This window comes from Curtobacterium sp. MCLR17_039, from assembly GCF_003234745.1.
GTDB classification, from domain to species: Bacteria; Actinomycetota; Actinomycetes; order Actinomycetales; family Microbacteriaceae; genus Curtobacterium; species Curtobacterium flaccumfaciens.
In genome coordinates, this window is the sequence record NZ_QKTF01000003.1 from 247045 (window position 1) to 269408 (window position 22364).

Genomic DNA, 22364 nt, shown 5'->3' on the forward strand with positions numbered 1-22364 from the left:
CCGGACATGACGATCGTGCTCGACCCCTTCGAATCGACGCCCGAACCGGGCGCCGGTGCCCGCGCGTACGAAGACCCGTTCACCGCGGGTCTGAACCCCCAGCAGAAGGAAGCCGTCGAGTACCGCGGCGAGTCCCTGCTGATCGTGGCCGGTGCCGGTTCCGGCAAGACGAGCGTGCTCACCCGCCGCATCGCACTGCTGCTCGCCAACCGCGAAGCCTGGCCGTCGCAGATCCTGGCGATCACGTTCACGAACAAGGCCGCGGCCGAGATGCGCGAGCGCGTCCGGGCCCTGGTCGGTGGCGAGGCCGAGGGGATGTGGATCTCCACGTTCCACTCGGCGTGCGTGCGCATCCTGCGGCGCGAAGCCGAGCGGTTCGGGTTCCCGCAGTCGTTCACGATCTACGACTCCGCCGACTCCAAGGCGCTGCTGAAGCGGATCATCAAGGAGCTCGAGGCCGACTCCCTCGGGCTGACCGTCGGTGCCGCGGCGTCGAAGATCTCGAAGCTCAAGAACGAGCTGCAGGACATCGACACCTACGCGCGCAACATCAACGTGAACGACCCGCAAGAGGTCATGTTCACCGAGGTGTTCCGGCGCTACACGAACGAACTCCGCCGGGCGAACGCGTTCGACTTCGACGACCTGATCGGCCAGACGGTGTTCCTGTTCCGGGCCTTCCCGGACGTCGCCGCCCTGTACCAGCGCCGCTTCCGGTACATCCTGGTCGACGAGTACCAGGACACGAACCACGCCCAGTACGCCCTGATCCGTGAGCTCACCCGCCCGGTGCCGGTCGAACAGGTCGACAAGCTCGAGGACTCCGGCCAGCACGTCGCCCGGATGCGGGAGACCGACGGGTCGATCGCCCCCGCGTCCCTGACGGTGGTCGGCGACTCCGACCAGTCGATCTACGCGTTCCGCGGGGCGGACATCCGCAACATCGTCGAGTTCGAGCGGGACTTCCCGAACTCCAAGACGATCCTGCTCGAGCAGAACTACCGCTCGACGCAGAACATCCTCGACGCGGCGAACGCGGTCATCGCGAACAACTTCGACCGCCAGGCGAAGAGCCTGTTCACCGACGTCGGTGCCGGCGAGAAGATCGTCGGCTTCACCGGGTACACCGGCCACGACGAGGCGCAGTTCGTCGCCGACGAGATCCAGCGCCTGCGTGAAGACGGCATGGACTACCGCGACATGGCGGTGTTCTACCGGACCAACTCGCAGACCCGTGCGCTGGAGGAGATCTTCATCCGTGCGGCGATCCCGTACCGGGTGCTCGGCGGCACGAAGTTCTACGAGCGCGCCGAGATCAAGGACGCCATGGCGTACCTGATCACCGTCGCCAACCCGGCCGACCCGATGGCCCTGCGCCGCATCCTCAACGTGCCCAAGCGCGGCATCGGCTCGGTCACCGAGACCACGCTCCAGCGCTACGCCGACGAGCACGAGACCACGATGCGCGACGCCCTGCGGCACGCGGGTGAGCTCGGGTTCGGGCCGAAGGTGCGGAACGCCATCACCGAGTTCGCGGCGCTGCTCGACTCCGTGTCCGAGAAGGCCCCGACGCAGCCGGTGGTCGACACCCTGACGCAGCTGCTCGACGGTTCCGGGCTGCTCGACAACCTGCGGAAGTCGCCCGACGCGCAGGACGCCGCCCGTGCCGACAACATCGACGAGCTCGTGGCCGTGACGCGTGAGTTCCAGAAGAACAACCCCGAGGGCACGCTGTCGGACTTCCTGACCGAGGTCTCGCTGGTCGCCGCGGCGGACGAGCTCGACGACTCGTCGGGCACGGTGTCGCTCATGACGCTGCACACCGCGAAGGGCTTGGAGTACGACGCGGTGTTCCTGACCGGCGTCGAGGAAGACCTGCTCCCGCACCGGATGTCCGCCAACGAACCCGGCGGGCCGTCGGAAGAGCGCCGGCTGTTCTACGTGGGCATCACCCGCGCCAAGAAGGTCCTGTTCCTGTCCCTCGCGATGACCCGTGCCCAGTTCGGCGACGTGAACGTGGCGATGCCCTCGCGCTTCCTGCAGGAGATCCCCGAGGGGCTCATCGAGTGGAAGCAGTCCCCGGGCATGGCGAACAGCCGTGGTGGCACCCAGCCCCGCGCCCTGAACGCCAAGCGCGACGGCGGCTTCGGCGGTGGTGGCGGCGGCGGGGGCTACCGCGGTGGTGGTGGCTGGGGCGGCGGCTCGTACGACCGCGCAGCGGCAGCGTCCAAGACCCGCCCGAAGACCGAGTGGGCGAACCGGGTGTCCGGGCAGGTGCGCGACAACGGCGACATGGAACTCGTCGCCGGCGACCGCATCAAGCACGTCGACTTCGGCGAGGGCACGGTGTCCGCGGTGACGGGTCAGGGTGCCAAGCGCATCGCTGAGATCGCGTTCGACTCCGCGGGCCGCAAGAAGCTCCTCATCAAGATCGCCCCGATCGAGAAGCTGTAGGAGCCCTCACCGGTCCACACCGAACCGGCAGCCGCAGCCGGTCTGGAGTTCACGGAACGGACCCGGGGCGTTCCCCCGCGGTCCGTACGGTGCGGTGCTGTGCAGAACAGCCCTGACGATCGCAACGACGCCGACGACCACACCGGAGACCGCAGCAAGCGCATCCCGGTCTCCCGCCGGGGCTTCCTGGTCGGGTCCGGACTCGCCGGTGCGGCCGGTCTCGTGGCCTCGAACGGCTTCGGCGGCGCCCCGGCCGTCGCCGATGCGCTGACCGCGGCACCCGCAGTCGCCCCGGCGGCGCTGGCCGGATCGACCGAGGCTGCTCAGGCGGCGGTGGCGCGCGGGCACACCGGACGGTGGCGCCCGGACACGACCTCGCCACGCTTCACCGTCGCCGTGATGCCGGACACGCAGTACATGTTCGACGGCGCCGCGGTGTACCCGGCGCCGATGCGCGCCTCGCTCGAGTACGTCGTCCGCGAGCAGGCCCGGCACAACACGGTGTTCCTCGTCCACCTCGGCGACCTGACGCAGAACGGTGCGGCGTCCGAGATGCGTGCGTCCGGCGCGGTCTTCGACGTGCTCGACCGTGCCGGTGCGCCCTACAGCGTGCTCGCCGGCAACCACGACGTCGACTCCTCGACCGACGACCAGCGTGGCCGAACCCCGTACCTCGACGTGTTCGGCCCGCAGCGGTTCCGGAGGGCCCCTGGCTGGATCGGTTCGAGCCCGGACGGCTACAACACCGCTCACCGGTTCACCGCGGCCGGCCGCGAGTGGGTCGTCCTGGCGCTCGACTGGCGGACGAGCGCGAGCGGGCTCGCCTGGGCCAGCTCCGTGCTCGCGGTCCGGCCGCACGCCCCGGTCATCCTCACGACGCACGCCCTCGTCGACTCGGACGCCAGCGGTGGAGCGGCGTTCGACCCCTACGGCCAGCAGCTCTGGGACTCCTTCATCTCGAAGCACGACCAGGTGTTCCTGACGCTCAACGGGCACTACTGGGGGCCGGGCCGCACGACGGCGAAGAACGCCGTCGGGCACGACGTCGCCCTGCACCTGACCAACTACCAGAACCGTTACTACGGCGGAGCGGCCATGATCCGGCTGTACCACGTCGACCTCGAGCGGAACGTCATCGACGTCGAGACACTGTCGCCGTTCCTGCTCGGCGGTGGGCTCGGCGAGACGAACGAGCTCGCGGCCCAGGAGATCACCCTCAGCGGAGACGTCGACCGCTTCACCATGGCGGTGGACTTCGACGCACGCTTCGCGGGGTTCGCGCCGGTCGCACCACGGGCCTCCCGGCCGGCGGCACGCATGCTGGTGCCGGGGACGCTGGCGTACTGGCGGTTCGACGGCAACCCGGACGGGGCGGCGCTCGCGCCGACGACGCGGGTGCGCGACCAGAGCGGGCGGGGGAACGACCTGGTGGTCGCTCGCCGGACCGGTGCCGTCGCGGGGGCGCTGCGCTGGACGGCGGCGCACCACGCCGACCAGCCGGGCGCCGGCGGCCTCGCGCTGCAGGGCGGCAAGACCGGCGGGGACCACCTGCAGACCGTCGACGCGGCTCCGCTCAACCGGACCCGGTTCCCCCACGGCTACACGGTCGAGGCGTTCTTCGCGCTGCCGACCACGTTCGACCCGAGCGCGAACGGGTTCAGCGCCCTGCTGTCGCAGTACTCCAGCGCCGGTCAGGTGGGGAAGGCGACCGGAGCCGACGGCGACCCGGACGAACCCACCGTGACCCTGAGCCTGTCGGGGGACCGCGAACTGCAGTGGTGCGTGTACCCGGCGAGCCAGGACGGATCACTGACGAACTGGGGGCACGAGTTGCCGCTCGGGGCCTGGTGGCACGTGGCCGTGGTGAACGACGGGACGCACACCGTGCTGTACGTCGACGGGTGCCCGGTCGTGCGGAACCCGTCCACCCCGAACCGCGGTCTGAGCACGATCGGCAAGCCGTGGCTGCTCGGTGGCTACCGCTACGGCGGCAAGCTCGACAACGTGTTCGTCGGGTCGATCGGCGACGTGCGCATCGTCGGCCGGGCGCTGCAGCCGAACGAGTTCATGAACGCCTGACGCCCCGCCGGCAGACGGGCGTCTGACACGCCCGGCCGTTCGGTGCGCCCCTCGTTCGGGTGGCACGATCACACTTTGTGAGGTTAGCCTTACCTAACGTGACACCTCCCATCGAACTCCTGACCACCGCCACCGCCGAGCGCTACCGCTCCGCCGTGACGTCCACGGTGGACCGTCTGGCCGACCGCTTCGCCGCCGCCGACCGTCCGACGACCGACACCGCTCCCGAGGTCCTCCGGGCCCGGGTGCAGAACGTCGACCTCGACGCCGAACCCCTCGGGACGGACCGCGCGCTCGCCGAACTCGACGAGCTGTTCGTCCGTGAGGCCGTCTGGTTCCACGACCCGGCGTACCTCGCGCACCTGAACTGTCCGGTCGCGCTGCCCGCGGTCGCCGCCGAGTCGGTCCTGGCCGCCGTGAACCCGTCGGTCGACACCTGGGACCAGTCCCGGATCGGCACCGAGATCGAGCGGCACGTCGTCGCCTGGCTCGCCGGTCGGATCGGGTTCGCCGCGGGTGACGGCATCTTCACCTCGGGCGGCTCGCAGTCGAACCTGCAGGCCCTGCTGCTGGCGCGCGAGGCCCTGGGCGCCAGCGGCACCGTGTTCACGACCGCGGAGACCCACTTCAGCATCGCGAAGTCGGCGCGGCTGCTCGGCCTCGAGGCCGTGGTCGCCGTCGCCACCGACCACGCAGGCCGGATGGTGCCCGCCGCCCTCGCCGAGGCGATCGCCGCCGCCCGCGCAGCCGGGCAGACGCCGATGGCCGTCGTCGCCACCGCCGGCACCACCGACCGCGGAGTGATCGACCCGCTCGAGCCGATCGCGGACGTCTGTGACCTCGAGGGAGTCTGGCTGCACGTCGACGCCGCGTACGGCTGCGGGCTGCTCGTGTCCCCGACCCGCCGGCACCTGCTCGACGGCGTCGAACGGGCCCGGAGCGTGACCGCCGACCTGCACAAGTCGTTCTTCCAGCCGGTGTCGTCGAGCGCCCTGCTCGTGCAGCGCCCGGAGGACCTGCGCCGCACCGCCTGGTACGCCGACTACCTGAACCCCGAGGACGCCGCCGAGCCGAACCAGGTCGACAAGTCACTGCAGACCACCCGCCGGTTCGACGCCCTGAAGCTCTGGGCCACCCTGCGGGCGACGGGTGCCGACGCGATCGGTGCCGCGTTCGACGCCGTCATCGACCTCGCCGTGGCCACCCACCGGATCGTCGAGGAGCACCCCGACCTGGTGCTCGTCGCGCCGACGCAGCTCAGCACGGTGCTGTTCCGCTGGCAGCCCGCCGGCATGACGAACGTGGCCGCCGACGCGCTGGTCGCCCCGATCCGCTCGGCCCTGCTCGCCGAGGGCCGGGTGCTGATCGCCAAGACGGTCATCGACGGCCGGCCGTGCAACAAGCTCACGCTGCTCAACCCGGAGACGACGCCAGAGCAGATGCGCGCGTCGCTGGAGCACGTCGTCGCGACGGCCGCCCGGGTGCGCGCAGCCACCACCGAGACCGAGGGAGCGACCCGATGACCGCCGACCGCACCGCTGCCGACCGCACCGCTGCCGACCCCACCGTGCACGACGTCGTCGGCATCGGCATCGGCCCGTTCAACCTCGGCCTCGCCTGCCTGACCGACCCGATCGCCGACGTCGACGCGGTGTTCCTCGACGCCGCCGACGGCTTCGCCTGGCACCACGGCATGATGCTCGACGACGCCACGATCCAGGTGCCGTTCCTCGCCGACCTGGTGACGATGGCCGACCCGACCTCGCCGTTCTCGTTCCTCGCCTGGCTCAAGGAGACCGGGCGCCTGTACCCGTTCTACATCCGCGAGGACTTCCACCCCCTGCGCAGCGAGTACGACGCCTACTGCCGCTGGGCCGCCGACCGGCTCGACACCCTGCGGTGGGGCCGCCGGGTGACCGCCGTCGAGCACGACCCGGTCACCGACACGTTCACGGTGCACGCCGAGACCGATCAGGGTCCCGAGACGTACCGCGCACACCACGTCGTCGTGGGCATCGGCACCGAGCCCTCGGTCCCCGCCCCGCTGCGCGGGATCGGCGGACCGGCCGTCCACTCCGCCGAGTTCCTGCCGAACCGCGACGCCCTGCGCGACGCCGGGTCCATCGCCGTCGTCGGCAGCGGGCAGTCCGCCGCCGAGGTCTACCGCGAACTGCTCGAGGACATCCGGCAGGACGGGTACCGCCTCGACTGGATCACACGTTCGCCCCGGTTCTTCCCGATGGAGGACACCAAGCTCACCCTCGAGATGACGAGCCCGGAGTACACGGACCACTTCCACGGGCTTCCCGAAGCCGTCCGCGACCGCCTGGGGCGGGAACAGCGCGGCCTGTACAAGGGCATCAGCGCCGACCTGGTCGACGACCTGTACGACCAGCTCTACCGGATCAGCGCGCGCGGCCCGGTCCCGACGACGCTCCGGACCGAGACGAGCGTCGTCGACGCCGCCTGGCTCGCCGACCGTGGCACGTACCGGCTGACGCTCCGCCACGAGCAGCTCGACCAGACGTACGAGCACGAGGTCGAGCAGCTGGTGCTGGCCACCGGGTACAACCCGCGGGTCCCGCGGTTCCTCGACCCGGTCGAGCACCTCGTCGCCCGCGACTCCCGCGGTCGCCTGGCGGTCGCCCGCGATCACCACGTCGACACCCTGGGCGGACGCATCTGGGTGCAGAACGCCGAGGAGCACACGCACGGCCTGACCGCGCCCGACCTCGGCATGGGCGCGTGGCGGAACGCGTCGATCATCCGGTCCGTCACGGGTCGTCCCGTGTACGGCCTGGAGGCCCGGATCGCCTTCCAGGAGTTCGGCCTGCCCGCCTCGGAGCCGTCCACCGCCCACCCCGGCGCCGCGGAGCGCGCGCCGGCCCGGTGCGCGTCCGAGCGGGCGGAGGTGTCCGCATGAGCGCCGTCGTCGACAGCACCGGTGTGACGGGCGCCGGTTCGGTGGGCACCGGTGTGGTGGGCACTGCGACGGTCGACGCGCACGGGGTGACCGCGCCCGGGGGAGCCGAGCCGGGCCTCCTGACCGTCGAGCCCGTGGACCCGGAACGCGACGCCGCCGTCGTGCAGTGGTGGCTCGCCCACCCGGCGTCGTCGTGGTGGGAGATGGGCGACCTCGACGTGGACGGGGTGCGCGCCTACCTGGTCGGCGTGCAGGCGGACCCCGCGCAGGCAGCGTGGCTCGGCCGCCGGAACGGCGAGCCGTGCTTCCTGGCGGAGACCTACGACCCCTCCGCCGTCCTGCTCACCGACGTGTGGGCGGCCGAACCCGGCGACGTCGGCATGCACCTGCTCGTCGCGCCGGTGCCCGCCGAGGGTCGTGTCCACGGCCTGACCAGCGCGGTGATGCGTGCCGTCGTCGAGCACTGCCGGGACGCCCTCGGCGCGCGCCGGGTCGTCGTCGAACCCGACGTGCGGAACACCGCGGTGCAGGTGAAGAACGCCGAGGTCGGGTTCCGCGCCCTGCGACAGGTGGACGTCGCCGGCAAGCGGGCACTGCTGTCGGTGCTCGACACCGACCGGATCGGCGTCCCCGACGACGACGGGCCGGCCGCGCACCTGCGGCCCGAGCACCTGGAACCCGCCGAACGGCACCTGGTCGCCAAGGCGATCGCGGAGTTCACCCACGAACGGCTGATCGCACCCGTACCGGACGGGGACGGGTGGCGGCTCGACGCGGGGGAGTCGACCTACCGGTTCCGGGCCCGGCAGCACGTGCTCGAGCACTGGTCGATGGACGAGGCCTCGCTGACGCGGACCCGTGCGGGGGTGCCGGCGCCGCTCAGCGCGCAGGAGCTCGTGCTCGAGCTGCGCGCGGTGCTCGGGATCCCCGACGAGTTGCTCGGCACGTACCTGGAGGAGATCGCGTCGACGCTGGCGAGTGCCGCGGCGAAGCACCGGCGGGGCGGACCGTCGGCCGGGCAGCTGGCACGGGGGCGGGGCGCGGCCGGGTCGTCCGGTTCTGCCGGATCGGCCGGTTCGGCCGGGTCCGTCGAGGACGTCGAGGACGTCGTCGCGTCGTTCCAGGACGTCGAGGCGGCGATGACCGAGGGGCACCCGGCGTTCGTCGCCGCCAACGGCCGGATCGGCTTCGGGCTCGACGAGTACCGGGCGTTCGCGCCGGAGTCCGGCGGCCGGTTCCGGTACCGGTGGCTCGCCGCCCGACGCGAGCACACGCACCTGGCGCTCGCCGCCGACCGGACCGAGCAGGCGCACTGGGAGGCAGAGCTGTCGCCGGTGGCCGTGGCCGGGTTCCGTGCCACGCTGGAGCGTCGCGGGCTCGACCCCGACGACTACGTGTGGCTGCCCGTGCACCCGTGGCAGTGGCAGCACCGGATCGCCGTGACCTTCGCGCCCGACCTGGGGCGACAGGACCTGGTCGACCTGGGCGAGGGACCCGACGAGTACCAGCCGCAGCAGTCCATCCGCACCGCGTTCAACCGCACCGAGCCGGCACGCTCGTACGTGAAGACGGCGCTCGCCGTGCAGAACATGGGGTTCCTGCGGGGGATGTCGCCCGCGTACATGCGGAACACCCCGGCCGTGAACGACTGGGTCGAGTCGATCGTCTCCGCCGACCCCACGCTCGCCGCCGCCGGGTTCTCGGTGCTCCGGGAGCACGCCGCCATCGGCTACACGGGGGACGCCTACCACCGGGTCGACGTGTCCTCGCCGCAGCGCAAGATGCTCGCAGCCCTGTGGCGGGAGAGCCCGCTGCCGCGGGTGACGGACGGCGAGCGACTGCTGACGATGGCGGCGCTGCTGCACCGGGACGCCGCGGGGAACGCCGTGGTCTCGGCGCTGATCGAGGCCTCTGGTCTGCCCGCCGACGTCTGGGTCCGGCGCTGGCTCGACGCCTACCTGCTGCCCGTCGTGCACTGCCTGACCGTGCACGACCTGGTGTTCATGCCGCACGGCGAGAACCTGGTGCTCGTCGTGCGCGACGGCGTCGTGGTCCGGGCCGTGATGAAGGACATCGGCGAGGAGGCCGCGGTGCTCGGTCGGCACGCCGACCGCCCGGTCCCCGCCGACATCGACCGGATCGTGCACCCGGTGTCCGACGACGAGGCCGCGCTCGCGGTCTTCACCGACGTGTTCGACGGGGTGCTCCGGTTCGTCGCCGCGATCCTCGACGACGACGCGGTGCTGCCCGAGTCCCGCTTCTGGCAGGTCGTGGGGGAGTGCATCGACGCCCACGCCGCCGCGCACCCGGACCGCCGTCGTCCCCTGGACCTGCGGGTGCCGACGTTCGAGCACTCGTGCCTGAACCGGTTGCAGCTGCGGAACACCCTGTCGATGGTGGACCTGGCGGACCAGTCGGCGTCGCTCATCCGGGCGGGGGCGATGGCGAACCCGATCGGGCGGTAGAGGGGCGGGGGCTCTCGGTGCGGAGCCGCGCCGACTACGGCTGCAGGCGGGTGGCCGTCCAGGTGCCCTCGGCGAGTGCGTACTGCAGTCGTCGGTGCATCCGGTCGCGGCTGCCGTGCCAGAACTCCACGATGTCGGGCTCGAGACGCCAGGCAACCCACCGTGCAGGCCGGGGGACGTCGTCGCCGGAGTCGTCGAGCAGGTCGTTCGCGTCGTCGATCAGGTCCTGCAGGGTCCGCGGCTCGAGCACGGCCGACTGGTCCGCGATGGCCGTCGCGGCGCGTGACTTCGGGGAGCGGTCGGCGAACAGGGCGTCCGACTCGGCGTCCGACAGCCGGACGACGTGGCCCTCGAACCGGAGCTGCTGCATCGTCTCGCGCCAGTACGCCTGCAGGGCTGCGTGCGGGTTCTCGGCGAGCTGCCGACCCTTCGGGCTGTCCTCCGACGTGCCGAAGACCAGTCCGTCCGCCTCGATGCGCTTCACGTCGACGGTGCGAGCGGACACACGGCCGTCGGCCCCGGCCGTGGCGAGGGTCATCGACAACGGCTCGGAGACCTGTCGGTCCTGCGCCGCGGACAGCCAGTCGCGAGCGAGGTCGAGCGGAGACGCCGGAGGGCTGTCGAACTCGGGCAGGTGCAGGGAGTCGTCACCGGAGAGCGGGGCAGAGGACATGTACCCACCCAACCGTGCCCGAGGGCTCGGTGTTCGAAAGGGGTCGTCCGCCGGGGTCGACCTCGGCCTCGTCAGGGCGTCGCGGACGGCAGCGTCCGGGTGATGCGGAGGTGTCCGACCGCACTGACGAGGACGGTCCAGACGGATCCGTCCGCCAGGCCCGAGAACGTGACGGTTCGGCCCTGGTCGTCGTCGCTGCCGGTCGGGACACGTCCGTGATCCGGCCAGAACATGACGGACAGCGCCTCGTCCGGGATCAGCGCGAGCCGGCGGAGGTGCTGCCAGAGCGCGGACACCTGGTCCTGGCGTGTGGACGTCTCGAGTCCGCTCGGGCGGAACTCCGTCGGTGGCAGGTCGTCCAGGCGGGTGTCGTGCACCACCTCGAACGGCGCTCCGGGACGCTCGACGTACCGCCGACGGAACACCCGGATGCCGATCGTGCCGTTCGGTTCGACCGCGACGTCGATGAGGTCGGCCCACCGGGTGTCCTCGTCGTCCCACCCCACCGCTCGGGTGATCCGGTGCGTGCTCGGCTGGTGCCTGCCGGTCAGTACCGTGCCGGCGAGCACTTCCGCTTCTGACCACTCGGCCGGAGTCAGGGCGTCACCGAGCGTCGCCCGCACGGCGGTCCACCGTTGCGGTGCCGACCACGAGGCCGGCTGCGCGCGACCGAGGAGGCGATCGATCAGGGAAGGCCGTCCGTCGATGGAGCGGGTCGGAGCAAGCGTCGTCGAGGTGGCGATCGTCTCGGTGTCGTCGACGGCCTCTGGTCGCGCGACCAGCGGCTTCACTCCGACGAACGCCCGCTGTGCCTCCACCGTGCCGAGGCGTCCGTCGGCCGGGTCGAACACGTCGACCAGGTCGTCGAGGCGTGGACGACGACCGCGGCGGTGTCGGTACGCACGCAGGCCACCACCCTGCTGTCGGGCCATCCCGCTCGGCCACACGTCGACGCGAGCCCCCTGCACACCCAGGAGCCAGCCGTCGCGGTCGAGTGCCGCGCGCACCAGGCTCAGCGCCTCGAAGGCGTCGTCGGCCGTGGCCGAGTGCTCGACGCCCAGCAGCGACACGGTCACGGTGGAGTGCGCCTGGCGGTCTGGGTTCGTCAGGTCCACCTCCACCGTGACGGTCGCCGGGGCGCTGGTGCCGTTCCGGTACGCGATCCGGTCGTACGTCGTCATCGCCGCCCGCCGTGTCCACGTGTCACGGCGTCGGGACCTGCACCGACACGAGCCCGGTGAACCGGAGCTGCTGCACCGTCTCGCGCCAGGACGCCTGCAGGGCCACGTGCGGGTCGTCGAACTCGGGCAGGCGCAGGGAGTCGTCACCGGAGAGCGGGGCAGAGGACATGCACCCACCCAACCGTGCGCCGGCGGTCAGCGCTCGGGGAGTCCGGCGCGACGTACCGAGCTGGGTCACGTGACGTGTCGCCCGGCGGTCCGCCGCATCGCCCGCAGCAGCAACGGACCCGGCAGCCGCAGCAGCGCGCTCGGCACCAGCGCCCGCACCCCGGCCACCACCCGGACGGTGTGCCGGAAACGCCGTTCCTCCCGCGGCCCCCACGCGAAGCCGTACGCCGTGCGCACCCGTTCCGGCAGCATCCCCACGGTCACGATGCGGACGAGGGGCATCGCCGCCCGCACCCACAGCGGCGCGAACCGCGGGTGCAGCAGGTCGCGGACGACCCCGCGGGCGTCGTCGGTGACCTCGAGCCCCTCCAGCGTCCGCTGCCAGTACCGGTCGAACGCCGCCACCGAGGTCGGCCAACGCTCCGGCGGCACCCGCAGCGCGGTCGCGATCGGGGCGTAGGCGGCGAGGACCTGCTCGGCGCGGGCCGCGGAGACGCGTGTGCCGAACAGGTCGTGCGCCCGCCGGGCGGAGTCGAACAGGGTGGCGGCCACCCAGAGTTGCCGGTCGACGTCGTCGGCGCCGGCGACGGGCCGGTGCGCACGGTTGACGAAGCCGGCCGCGGTCGCCGAGTCGGTCTCCGTGCCGATGACGACGGCGTAGACGAACATCAGGGTGTGCGCGAGCCGCTGCTGGGGTCGCCGGGCGAAGTCCGAGTGCCGTCGGACACCGGCCGCGACGACCGGGTCGGCGATCTGCAGCAGGATGGCGCGGCCGCCCGCGGCCACGGGGGTGCTGTCGGCGAGGAACCGACGCAGGTGACGGTCGTGGACGCGCCCAGCAGGCGGACGGGAGGCACGGTGCGGGTCGTGTGTCGCGCCTCCAGGCCGTGGGGTGGTCACGCCGCACCCCGTCGGCGTCGCGCCCGCAGGACGGGCCACAGGTCCACGGCGATCGCCGCCAGGAGCGCGAGGGCACCGACGACCAGGGCGACCAGTGCATACGACGAGGCGTCGACCGGCACGTCACCGGTCAGGGCGAGGAGCGTCGCGACGAGCCAGATCGCGGGGAGCGGCCAGAGACGGGTCGGTGATCCGGTGACGACCGCACCGACGACGCCGACGACGAGGAGCGGGACCCAGCGGCCACCGGGCTCCGAGCGGGCGGCGAGGTGCGCCGAGGCGGCGACCAGGAGCATCGCCGCGACCGCCAGCAGCCGCGCTGCCGAGGGCAAGCTGCGGACGCTGGAGCGGACTCGTCGGAACACGGCCCGATGCTACCGAGCCGTGTTCCGGGGGAGCCTGGGCTCAGAGCGGCTTCGTGCCGAGGTCGTTGCCGAGGTCGGCGCGGTCCTCGTCCTGCTCGTTCTCGTGCTCCCACAGGTCGGGCGAGCCCTCGCGCGGGGAGCCACCGGTCGGACCGTCGTCGGAGCCGTCACCGGGCTGCGGCTCGACCGTCTCGCCGGCGACCGCGTCGTTCGTCACCGTCTCGAGGGACTCCTCGGCCTCGTCCACCTCGTACGGGCCGACGTGCTCACGGTCGATGTCGTCGTCGCGACGCTGCTGGGACTCGAAGTCGTCGACGGGGCTGATGCCGGGGTCGCTCATGGTGGTTCCTTTCCGTTGCGGGCTTCCTGCCTACCCGCCGGCGCTTGGCGGCCGTCCGGTTTCGTGTCGTGTTCACCCGGGCGTCACCTGCCGGTCACACCGCCACGGCAGCATCGCCGATGCTCGGGGGAGTGGAGCGCGGTCGCCGACGGGTGGTCGAGCGACCGCGCCTTCCCCGCCCGGGTCGTCCGGGTCGGTGCGCTTCGTCCGCGATGCGTCCTGGTTTCGGTCAGACGCGTTCGAGCAGGTCGCGTTGCTCGACGTCGGCGAGTGCGAGGGTGCGGTAGCCGGCGGACTCGAAGAACACCGTGATGCGGTCCTCTTCCGTGCTCATCACCACGCCCGTGCCCCACTCGGCGTGCTCGACGCGCGCATCCGGCGGCCACGCTTCGTCGTTCGCCCCGTCGGCGACGTGGGCGGAGGCCTCGCGTGCCGTGCCGGACGAGCAGGTGTCGCAGTTCCCGCACGGCTCCGGCAGCTCGTCGCCGAAGTAGCCGAGCAGGAACTGGCGGCGGCACCCCGTCGTCTCGGCGAGCTGGCGCATCATCGCGATGCGGGACTCCTCGACCCGTTCCCGTTCAGCAGCACGGTCGGCTGTCGCACGTGCCGCACGGTCGGCGTCCTGCGGGCCGTCCGGCACCCGGGAGACACCGTCGACGTCGTCACGCAGGGCGCCGGCGTCGAGCAGGGCGTTGAGTGCTCGACCGGCGGTACGGGCCGATAGGCCAGCGGCCTCCACCAGTGCGGAGCGGGCGATCGAGCCGGTCGCCGGGACGGCGTCGAACACGGCCCGGACCGAGGCGGGTCGCGGCGAGCCGGACGCGAAGAACGTGCGCAGGCCGAAGTCCTCGGCGCGGTAGTGCAGGGTGGCGCCGGCCGGTTCGGCGTCCCGCCCGGCCCGTCCGATCTCCTGGTAGTAGGCGTCGATCGACTCGGGGACGTCGGCGTGCACGACGTACCGGACGTCGGGCTTGTCGATGCCCATGCCGAAGGCACTCGTCGCGACCACCACGTCGACGTCGCCGTCCAGGAACCCGGTGTGCACGGCCTCGCGCTCCGCCACCCGCATGCCGGCGTGGTACGGCTGCGAGCGGCGACCACGGGCGGCCAGGGCGTCGGCGTACTGCGTGGTCGCGGCGCGGGTGGCGACGTAGACGACCGTGGGTCCGTCGAGCTCGGCGACCTGGTCGACCACGGCCTGGCGCTTCTCGGCGTCCTCGGCGTGCCGGACCACCTCGAGCCGGATGCCGGGACGGTCGAACCCCGAGGCGAGCACGAACGGGTCGCGCATACCGAGCCGCTCGACGATGTCGTCCCGCACCGGAGCGGAACCCGTGGCGGTCAGTGCGAGCACCGGCGGGCGGCCCAGGCGTTCCGCGACCTCGCCGAGCGCCAGGTAGTCCGGTCGGAAGTCGTGACCCCACGACGAGATGCAGTGCGCCTCGTCGACGGCGACCAGCGCGACCCCGGCATCGCGGAGTCGCTCGAGCACGTCGTCCTTCACGAGCTGTTCGGGGGCGAGGAACACGTAGCCGACCTCGCCCGCGGCGACGGCGTCCCACGCATCGGCGACGTCCCGTGCCTTCTTCGTGGCGTTCAGGGCGACGGCTCGGGGTGCGTCGGAGTGGTGCTCGAGCCCGACCACCTGGTCCTCCTGCAGCGCCACGAGCGGGGAGACGACCACGACGAGGCCGTCCAGCCCGAGGCCGGCGACCTGGTAGATCGCGGACTTCCCCGATCCGGTGGGCATGACCGCCAGGGCGTCACGGCCCTCGAGCACGGCGTCGATGACGGACTCCTGGTCGGAGCGGAGCGTCCAGCCGAAGACCTCGGTGGCGCGGGTACGGAGTTCGGGTTGCACCGATCCACAGTGCCGAGCTCGAGCTCGGGCCGGTCCCAGCGGTGCGCGCAGCGGATCGTGCGCTTCAGGTGCCCGGTGCCCGGTGCGGGGTCCTGATCGGCGGGTACTCGGCTGTGCCCGACGTGCACCGGCCGTCCACCGAGCAGCGCTAGGCTGCGTGGCGGCCGTTGTCTCGACATCGAGCGACCCTCGATGTGGAGAGCGCGACCGGGAAACCGATGCCGATCGCACGAACCGTGCGGGAAGAAGAACAGCGTGGATCTTTTCGAGTATCAGGCCAGGGACCTCTTCGAGTCCTACGGCGTCCCCGTGTTGCAGGGGATCATCGCCGACACCCCCGAGCAGGCGAAGGCGGCGGCCGAGAAGATCGGTGGCGTCGTGGTCGTCAAGGCGCAGGTGAAGGTCGGCGGTCGCGGCAAGGCCGGCGGCGTGAAGGTCGCGAAGACCCCGGACGAGGCGTTCGAGCACGCGCAGGCCATCCTCGGCCTCGACATCAAGGGCCACACCGTCCAGCGCGTCATGGTCGCCCAGGGTGCGGACATCGCCGAGGAGTTCTACTTCTCCGTGCTGCTCGACCGGGCCAACCGCTCCTACCTCTCGCTCACCAGCGTCGAGGGTGGCATGGAGATCGAGCAGCTCGCCGTCGAGAAGCCCGAGGCGCTCGCCCGGGTCGAGGTCGACCCGCTGACGGGCATCGACAAGGCCGCCGCGCTCGAGATCGCCGCGCAGGCGAACTTCCCATCGGAGCTGCGGGACGCCGTCGCCGACGTCTTCGTGAAGCTCTACGACGTCTACAAAGGCGAGGACGCGACCCTCGTCGAGGTGAACCCCCTCGTCCGCACCGGCGATGGCCAGATCCTGGCACTCGACGGCAAGGTCTCGCTCGACGAGAACGCCGACTTCCGCCACGAGGGCCACAAGGACCTCGAGGACACCGCCAGCGAGGACCCGCTCGAGGCCAAGGCGAAGGCCCACGGGCTGAACTACGTCAAGCTCGACGGCCAGGTCGGCGTCATCGGCAACGGCGCGGGGCTCGTCATGTCGACGCTCGACGTCGTCGCCTACGCCGGTGAGCGCCACGGCGGCGTGAAGCCCGCCAACTTCCTCGACATCGGCGGCGGCGCCTCGGCCGAGGTCATGGCCAACGGCCTCGACGTCATCCTCGGCGACCCGCAGGTGAAGAGCGTGTTCGTGAACGTCTTCGGCGGCATCACGGCCTGCGACGCCGTCGCGAACGGCATCGTCGCCGCGCTCGGCATCCTCGGCGACGCGGCCACCAAACCGCTCGTCGTGCGCCTCGACGGCAACAACGTGGAAGAGGGTCGTCGGATCCTCGCGGAGGCAGCGCACCCGCTCGTCACCGTCGCCGCGACCATGGACGATGCGGCCGAGAAGGCCGCCGAACTCGCCGCCGCAGCGGCCTGAAGGGACTGACCATGTCGATCTTCCTCAACAAGGACTCCAAGGTCATCGTCCAGGGCATCACCGGTGGCGAGGGCACGAAGCACACCGCCCTGATGCTCAAGGCCGGCACGAACGTCGTCGGCGGCGTGAACGCCCGCAAGGCCGGCACCACCGTCACCCACGGCGACGTGTCGCTGCCGGTCTTCGGTTCGGTGCGCGAGGCCATCGACACCACCGGTGCCGACGTCTCGATCGTCTTCGTCCCGCCGGCGTTCGCGAAGGACGCCGTGACCGAGGCCATCGACGCCGAGATCCCGCTCGTCGTCGTCATCACCGAGGGCATCCCCGTGCAGGACTCGGCCGAGTTCTGGGCGCACGCCAAGGCGAAGGGCGGCACGACCCGGATCATCGGGCCGAACTGCCCCGGCATCATCACCCCGGGGGAGTCCCTCGTCGGCATCACCCCGGCGACGATCACCGGCAAGGGCCCGATCGGGCTCGTCTCGAAGTCCGGCACCCTGACCTACCAGATGATGTACGAGCTCCGGGACCTCGGCTTCTCGACCGCCATCGGCATCGGCGGCGACCCGGTCATCGGCACCACGCACATCGACGCGCTCGCCGCGTTCGAGGCCGACCCCGAGACCGAGGCCATCGTGATGATCGGCGAGATCGGTGGCGACGCCGAAGAGCGTGCCGCCGAGTTCATCAAGGCGCACGTCACCAAGCCGGTCGTCGGCTACGTCGCGGGCTTCACCGCTCCCGAGGGCAAGACGATGGGCCACGCCGGCGCGATCGTGTCCGGTTCGGCAGGCACCGCCGAGGCAAAGAAGCAGGCGCTCGAGGCCGCCGGCGTCAAGGTCGGCAAGACGCCGTCCGAGACCGCCGCGCTGCTGCGTGAGGTCGTCGCCGCTCGCTAGCGGTTCGTCCGTTCCGCACAACACCGGTGTTCGTCGTTTGAACCGCGTCCTGCGCGTGTTCGTCCTGCGAACACCGGTGTTTTGCGTCGGCAGCCGCGCGGCTCCGGGGTGGCCGCGCGAGGGGCACGTATCCTCGCTGCGATGAACCGCCTGGGAACCGCTCTGCTCGCCGCGATCGAGGCGGTCGTGACGGTCGGCGTCGGCATCGGGATCGCCCTCGTGCCCCTGACGCTGCTCTGGGGGTTCGAGTACGGCCTGCAGGTCGACTGGGACGTGTTCTGGAAGGCCACCGGCAGCGTGTGGCTCGTCGGACACGGCGTCGACGTCTCGTTCCTGCTCGGGTCCGCACTCGCCAAGAGCACCGGGGTCAGCGGCGCCGCCGACCCCATCCACGTGACCCTCGCCGCCCTCGGGTTCGCGGTCGTGACGGCCTGGCTCGGCGCCCGCGCCGGACGGCGGTTCGCGGAGACCGAGCACCGCACCACCGGGCTACTGGTCGGGACCGCCGTCGTCGCGCTCCTCGGTCTGGCCGTCGCGCTGTCGGCGACCTCCGCCGCCACCCGCCCCACGCTCTGGCAGGCCGTGGTGCTGCCGGCGCTCTGGTTCGGGATCCCCGCACTCGCCGCCTCCGAGGTCTGCCGTCGTCGCCGTGACCTGCCCGCCGACGCCGGCACCCAGCGGGTCATCGACCTGGTCGACCGCATCCCCGCCGTGTGGCGGTCCGTCGCCGGGTTCGGCCTGCGCGCCGGGACCGCCGCGACCGCCGTGGTCGTCGGCGTGGCCGCGGTGCTCGTCGGCCTGCTCCTCTTCACCTCGTTCGCCGAGGTCATCACCCTGTTTGAGCAGTCGCACGCGGGGGTCATCGGCGGCGTCGCGCTCACCGTCGGGCAGCTCGCGTTCCTGCCGGACTTCGTCGGGTGGGCGACCTCGTGGCTGATCGGCCCCGGGTTCGCCATCGGCACCGGGTCGAGCGTGTCCCCGATCGCCACGACCCTGGGCCCGATCCCCGGTCTGCCGGTCTTCGGTGCCTTGCCGACCTCCGGTCACACCTTCGGGCTCGTCTGGATCCTCGTGCCGGTCATCGCCGGGTTCGCGATCGGCGGCTCGATGCGACCACGGTTGGTGCGGGCCCTGGGCGCCGCCGACTCCGCGCTGCACCGTGCGCTCGGCGGCGTCGTCGCAGGACTCGTGGCCGGTGTGCTCACGGGACTCATCGCCTGGGTGTCGTCCGGCTCGTTCGGCCCCGGACGCCTGGCCGACGTCGGCCCGAACGCCCTGGCGGTCGGTGGGTTCGCCGCACTCGAGGTCGGCCTGCCGGCGATCATCGCCCTCGCCGTGGGCAGCGACCTGGTCCGGCTGCCGGAGGGCGGATGGACGCGGGAGCGCTGGACCGAGGCCGACGAACCCGACGATGACCACGACACGGCGCGCGCCGGGGTCGACCTCGGTGAGGGTTCCCTGCTCGCCGCACTCGACCAGGCCGGTGCCGGGCGCACCACCGACGTGCACCGCTTCGTGGTCGAGGAGTCCCACGACGGGTCGACCGCTGCGCGGCCCCGCGCGACGACCGAGCACGCGACCGAGCCGATCCGCAGCGAGCCGATCCGCAGCGAGCCCGCGGACGCGGCACCCGCACGGTCCACTTCCGCACCAGCACGGCCCGCCTCCGCACCCGCGCCCGTCTCACTGCGCGCCGGTGGCACCGACCACGACGTCGAGCTCCCCGACTGGGCGAAGACCGACGCGGTGGCCGCCGACCGCCTGGCCGCCGAGCCCGGACCGGAGCGCGGCAGCGCCGGACGAGCAGCCCTGGGCGGCCTCCGCGACCGCCTGGCCGGCGCGGCCGAGGGTGTCCGGGGGCGAGCCGGTGCACTCCGCGACCGCGTGACCGGCTCCGACGCCGAGCCCCAGCGTCCCGGCTCCGAGCGGCCCGCAGCGCCCGCCCCAGCAGCTGCACCCACCCCGGTGCCCACCGACGCCCAGCCCGCGTTCCCGTGGAGCACCGAGGAGTTCGTCGCCGGCCGGGACGACGTGGACGAGACGGCCGAGGCGGACCGCGTGGACGTCGCGCCGGACACCCGTGGGCCCGCCTCGAGGCCGGCGGAGCAGTCCCGACCGATGAAGTGGGACGTCACCGACCAGATCCCCGAGGACGAACTTCCCTGGTGGAGGCAGCCGAAGGACGACCGGTAACAGCGCCCGTCGAGTGCGTGCCTGCCGGTAGGGTTGGTGCCGTGCTCGAACTGGTCGTCCTGATCTCCGGTACCGGGTCGAACCTCCGAGCCCTGCTCGAAGCGACCTTCGACGCCGAGTACCCCGCCCGTGTCGTCGCCATCGGTGCCGACCGTGACGCCGAGGGCCTCGGTCTGGGCGAGGAGTTCTCGATCCCGACCTTCACGGTGCCGTTCACCCGCTACGACTCGCGCGCCGAGTGGGGCCAGGCCCTGGCGGAGCAGATCCGCCCGTGGTCGCCCGACCTGCTCGTGCTCTCCGGCCTGATGCGCCTGCTGCCCCCGGCCGTGGTGTCCGAGTTCGCCCCGGGGATCATCAACACCCACCCGGCGTACCTGCCCGAGTTCCCCGGCGCCCACGGCGTGCGGGATGCCCTGGCCGCCGGGGTCACCGAGACCGGTGCGAGCGTCATCGCGGTCGACGACGGCGTCGACACCGGTCCGATCCTCGCGCAGGAGCGCATCCCGGTGCTGCCGGGTGACACCGAGTCGACGCTGCACGACCGCATCAAGCCGGTCGAGCGCCGCCTGCTCATCCAGACCATCCTCGACATCGCCAACGGCACCACCGACCTGAAGGGCACCCCGAGCGCATGAGCGTGCACGCAGCCGACCCCAGCCTCTACCGCGACCGAGACGTGGTCCCGGTCCGCCGTGCACTGATCTCGGTGAGCGACAAGTCCGGCCTGCTCGAGCTCGCCGGCGCCCTGGCCGACTCCGGGGTCGAGATCGTGTCGACCGGCTCCACCGCGCAGACCGTCCGTGACGCCGGCTACGCCGTCACCGACGTCGCGAGCGTCACCGGGTTCCCCGAGTCGCTCGACGGCCGGGTGAAGACCCTGCACCCGTCGGTGCACGCCGGCCTGCTCGCCGACCTGCGGCTCGAGTCGCACGAGCAGCAGCTCGCCGACCTCGACATCGCGCCGTTCGAGCTCGTCGTCGTGAACCTGTACCCGTTCGTCGAGACCGTGGCGTCGGGTGCCGACACCGCGACCGTGGTCGAGAACGTCGACATCGGCGGCCCCGCGATGGTCCGCGCCTCGGCGAAGAACCACCCGAACGTGGCGATCGTCGTGTCCCCGGCGTCCTACCCCGAGGTCGTCGAGGCCGTCCGTGCCGGCGGCACCACGCTCGAGCTCCGGAAGCGCCTCGCAGCCCAGGCCTTCGCGCACACCGCCGCCTACGACACCGCGGTGGCGTCCTACTTCGCGAGCGACGTCGTCACCGCCGCTGCGGCCCCGACGACCGCCGGCGACATCCGGACCCCCGGTGCGTTCGACGAGCACCTGGCGGTCGAGGCCGAGCTGTCGGCGACCCTGCGCTACGGAGAGAACGCCCACCAGGCCGCGGCGCTCTACACGACGTCGGACGGCACCGGCATCGCACAGGCGACGCAGCTGCACGGCAAGGAGATGTCGTACAACAACTACGTCGACGCCGACGCAGCGGTCCGTGCGGCCTTCGACTTCGACGAGCCCGCCGTCGCGATCATCAAGCACGCCAATCCGTGCGGCATCGCGATCGCTCCGGCCGACTCCGCCGACCCGATCGCCTCGGCCCATGCCGCTGCGCACGCCTGCGACCCGCTCTCGGCGTTCGGCGGGGTCATCGCCGCGAACCGCCCGGTCACCGTGGCCATGGCCGAGACCGTGAAGGACATCTTCACCGAGGTCGTCGTCGCCCCCGGGTTCGACCCCGAGGCGCTCGAGATCCTGTCGCGCAAGAAGAACATCCGCCTGCTCACGCTGCCGGCCGACTTCGCGCTCGCCGACCGCGAGGTCAAGCAGATCTCCGGCGGGTTCCTGGTGCAGGACGCCGACCGCTTCACGGGCTTCGACCAGGCCACCTGGACCCTCGTCGCCGGCGAGCCCGCCGACGAGCAGACCCTCGCCGACCTGGCCTTCGCGTGGAAGGCGAGCCGTTCGGTGAAGTCGAACGCCATCCTGCTGGCGAACCAGGGCGCGAGCGTCGGCGTCGGCATGGGCCAGGTCAACCGGGTCGACTCCTGCCACCTCGCGGTGAACCGGGCCGGTGACCGTGCGACCGGCAGCGTGGCGGCGTCGGACGCGTTCTTCCCGTTCGCCGACGGCCTGCAGGTGCTGCTCGACGCCGGTGTCCGTGCGGTGGCGCAGCCCGGTGGCAGTGTCCGCGACGACGAGGTCATCGCCGCGGCGAAGGCCGCCGGCGTCACGATGTACTTCACGAGCGAGCGCCACTTCTTCCACTGATGTGAACAATCGGTGGCGAACCATTGCGCGCCGTGAGTCACTGTGAATAGTCTGTAAGGCTCCGCGGCAGGCAGCCGACGATCCCTCGGGACCGGCGGCACCGCGGACACAACGGTGACGAAGACGACGACTGGAGTGACGATGGACAACATGACCGGAACCGTGGCGACGG

17 protein-coding genes are annotated in these 22364 nt (G+C 72.0%); 10 read left to right on the forward strand and 7 right to left on the reverse strand.

Annotation, left to right across the window (positions count from 1 at the left end; genetic code table 11):
* Window positions 1-6 precede the first annotated feature (6 nt).
* The 5 genes from DEJ00_RS05055 to DEJ00_RS05075 all read left to right on the forward strand — a co-directional run bounded on the left by DEJ00_RS05055 (window position 7) and on the right by DEJ00_RS05075 (window position 9921).
* Entirely contained in the window at window positions 7-2454 is a 2448-nt protein-coding gene (locus tag DEJ00_RS05055) for an ATP-dependent helicase (RefSeq protein ID WP_027466686.1), read from the forward strand.
* Window positions 2455-2553: 99 nt separating this feature from the next.
* Window positions 2554-4533 carry a LamG-like jellyroll fold domain-containing protein gene (locus DEJ00_RS05060; RefSeq protein ID WP_111056596.1) on the forward strand — a complete coding sequence of 660 codons (1980 nt, stop codon included), beginning with the start codon at window positions 2554-2556 and terminating at the stop codon, window positions 4531-4533.
* A gap of 98 nt (window positions 4534-4631) precedes the next feature.
* The gene (locus DEJ00_RS05065; protein ID WP_111056597.1) at window positions 4632-6056 is read left to right on the forward strand and encodes an aminotransferase class V-fold PLP-dependent enzyme; all 1425 of its coding nucleotides are present in this window, start codon (window positions 4632-4634) and stop codon (window positions 6054-6056) included.
* Complete coding sequence (locus DEJ00_RS05070) at window positions 6053-7456, forward strand: lysine N(6)-hydroxylase/L-ornithine N(5)-oxygenase family protein (protein WP_111056598.1); 1404 nt, start codon at window positions 6053-6055, stop codon at window positions 7454-7456. The genes DEJ00_RS05065 and DEJ00_RS05070 overlap by 4 nt, the downstream gene beginning before the upstream one ends.
* Window positions 7453-9921 carry a GNAT family N-acetyltransferase gene (locus tag DEJ00_RS05075; protein ID WP_258373543.1) on the forward strand — a complete coding sequence of 823 codons (2469 nt, stop codon included), beginning with the start codon at window positions 7453-7455 and terminating at the stop codon, window positions 9919-9921. Before DEJ00_RS05070 ends, DEJ00_RS05075 begins: the two co-directional genes overlap by 4 nt.
* A gap of 34 nt (window positions 9922-9955) precedes the next feature.
* On the opposite strand, the gene DEJ00_RS05080 is transcribed toward DEJ00_RS05075, so the two are convergent.
* From DEJ00_RS05080 to DEJ00_RS05105, 7 genes are all read right to left on the reverse strand, one after another.
* Window positions 9956-10594 carry a pyridoxal 5'-phosphate synthase gene (locus DEJ00_RS05080; protein WP_027466681.1) on the reverse strand — a complete coding sequence of 213 codons (639 nt, stop codon included), beginning with the start codon at window positions 10592-10594 and terminating at the stop codon, window positions 9956-9958.
* A 71-nt stretch (window positions 10595-10665) separates the two neighbouring features.
* Window positions 10666-11775 (reverse strand): hypothetical protein, encoded by a 1110-nt coding sequence (locus DEJ00_RS05085; protein ID WP_111056599.1) that lies wholly within the window; start codon window positions 11773-11775, stop codon window positions 10666-10668.
* Window positions 11776-11797: 22 nt separating this feature from the next.
* Window positions 11798-11944 (reverse strand): hypothetical protein, encoded by a 147-nt coding sequence (locus DEJ00_RS18445; protein WP_181440086.1) that lies wholly within the window; start codon window positions 11942-11944, stop codon window positions 11798-11800.
* Window positions 11945-12009: 65 nt separating this feature from the next.
* Window positions 12010-12843 carry an oxygenase MpaB family protein gene (locus DEJ00_RS05090; protein ID WP_081827410.1) on the reverse strand — a complete coding sequence of 278 codons (834 nt, stop codon included), beginning with the start codon at window positions 12841-12843 and terminating at the stop codon, window positions 12010-12012.
* On the reverse strand, window positions 12840-13208 hold the full coding sequence (locus DEJ00_RS05095; RefSeq protein ID WP_146247869.1) for a hypothetical protein: 369 nt from the start codon (window positions 13206-13208) through the stop codon (window positions 12840-12842). Before DEJ00_RS05095 ends, DEJ00_RS05090 begins: the two co-directional genes overlap by 4 nt.
* A 40-nt stretch (window positions 13209-13248) precedes the next feature.
* The gene (locus DEJ00_RS05100; RefSeq protein WP_035809242.1) at window positions 13249-13548 is read right to left on the reverse strand and encodes a hypothetical protein; all 300 of its coding nucleotides are present in this window, start codon (window positions 13546-13548) and stop codon (window positions 13249-13251) included.
* 229 nt (window positions 13549-13777) lie between these two features.
* The gene (locus tag DEJ00_RS05105; RefSeq protein WP_111056602.1) at window positions 13778-15409 is read right to left on the reverse strand and encodes a RecQ family ATP-dependent DNA helicase; all 1632 of its coding nucleotides are present in this window, start codon (window positions 15407-15409) and stop codon (window positions 13778-13780) included.
* Between the two features lie 255 nt (window positions 15410-15664).
* Between DEJ00_RS05105 and sucC the strand changes: the two genes are divergently transcribed.
* From sucC to purH, 5 genes are all read left to right on the forward strand, one after another.
* Window positions 15665-16834, forward strand: coding sequence for an ADP-forming succinate--CoA ligase subunit beta (gene sucC / locus DEJ00_RS05110; protein WP_111056603.1), 1170 nt, complete (start codon window positions 15665-15667; stop codon window positions 16832-16834).
* Between the two features lie 11 nt (window positions 16835-16845).
* Complete coding sequence (gene sucD, locus DEJ00_RS05115; RefSeq protein WP_071250213.1) at window positions 16846-17733, forward strand: succinate--CoA ligase subunit alpha; 888 nt, start codon at window positions 16846-16848, stop codon at window positions 17731-17733.
* A gap of 141 nt (window positions 17734-17874) precedes the next feature.
* Window positions 17875-19926: a DUF6350 family protein gene (locus DEJ00_RS05120; protein ID WP_111056604.1), complete on the forward strand. Its 2052-nt coding sequence runs from the start codon at window positions 17875-17877 to the stop codon at window positions 19924-19926.
* 41 nt (window positions 19927-19967) lie between these two features.
* A complete protein-coding gene (gene purN / locus DEJ00_RS05125) occupies window positions 19968-20561 on the forward strand; it encodes a phosphoribosylglycinamide formyltransferase (protein WP_071404669.1) in 594 nt (197 codons plus the stop codon).
* Entirely contained in the window at window positions 20558-22192 is a 1635-nt protein-coding gene (gene purH / locus DEJ00_RS05130; protein WP_111056605.1) for a bifunctional phosphoribosylaminoimidazolecarboxamide formyltransferase/IMP cyclohydrolase, read from the forward strand. Before purN ends, purH begins: the two co-directional genes overlap by 4 nt.
* Window positions 22193-22364: the final 172 nt, after the last annotated feature.

Bases quoted from the DNA above. Each gene is read 5' to 3' on its own strand.
- DEJ00_RS05055 (WP_027466686.1), top strand. From the start codon at position 7: ATGACGATCGTGCTCGACCCCTTCGAATCGACGCCCGAACCGGGCGCC.
- DEJ00_RS05070 (WP_111056598.1), top strand. From the start codon at position 6,053: ATGACCGCCGACCGCACCGCTGCCGACCGCACCGCTGCCGACCCCACC.
- DEJ00_RS05075 (WP_258373543.1), top strand. From the start codon at position 7,453: ATGAGCGCCGTCGTCGACAGCACCGGTGTGACGGGCGCCGGTTCGGTG.
- DEJ00_RS05080 (WP_027466681.1), bottom strand. From the start codon at position 10,594: ATGTCCTCTGCCCCGCTCTCCGGTGACGACTCCCTGCACCTGCCCGAG.
- DEJ00_RS05085 (WP_111056599.1), bottom strand. From the start codon at position 11,775: ATGACGACGTACGACCGGATCGCGTACCGGAACGGCACCAGCGCCCCG.
- DEJ00_RS18445 (WP_181440086.1), bottom strand. From the start codon at position 11,944: ATGTCCTCTGCCCCGCTCTCCGGTGACGACTCCCTGCGCCTGCCCGAG.
- DEJ00_RS05100 (WP_035809242.1), bottom strand. From the start codon at position 13,548: ATGAGCGACCCCGGCATCAGCCCCGTCGACGACTTCGAGTCCCAGCAG.
- sucD (WP_071250213.1), top strand. From the start codon at position 16,846: ATGTCGATCTTCCTCAACAAGGACTCCAAGGTCATCGTCCAGGGCATC.
- DEJ00_RS05120 (WP_111056604.1), top strand. From the start codon at position 17,875: ATGAACCGCCTGGGAACCGCTCTGCTCGCCGCGATCGAGGCGGTCGTG.
- purH (WP_111056605.1), top strand. From the start codon at position 20,558: ATGAGCGTGCACGCAGCCGACCCCAGCCTCTACCGCGACCGAGACGTG.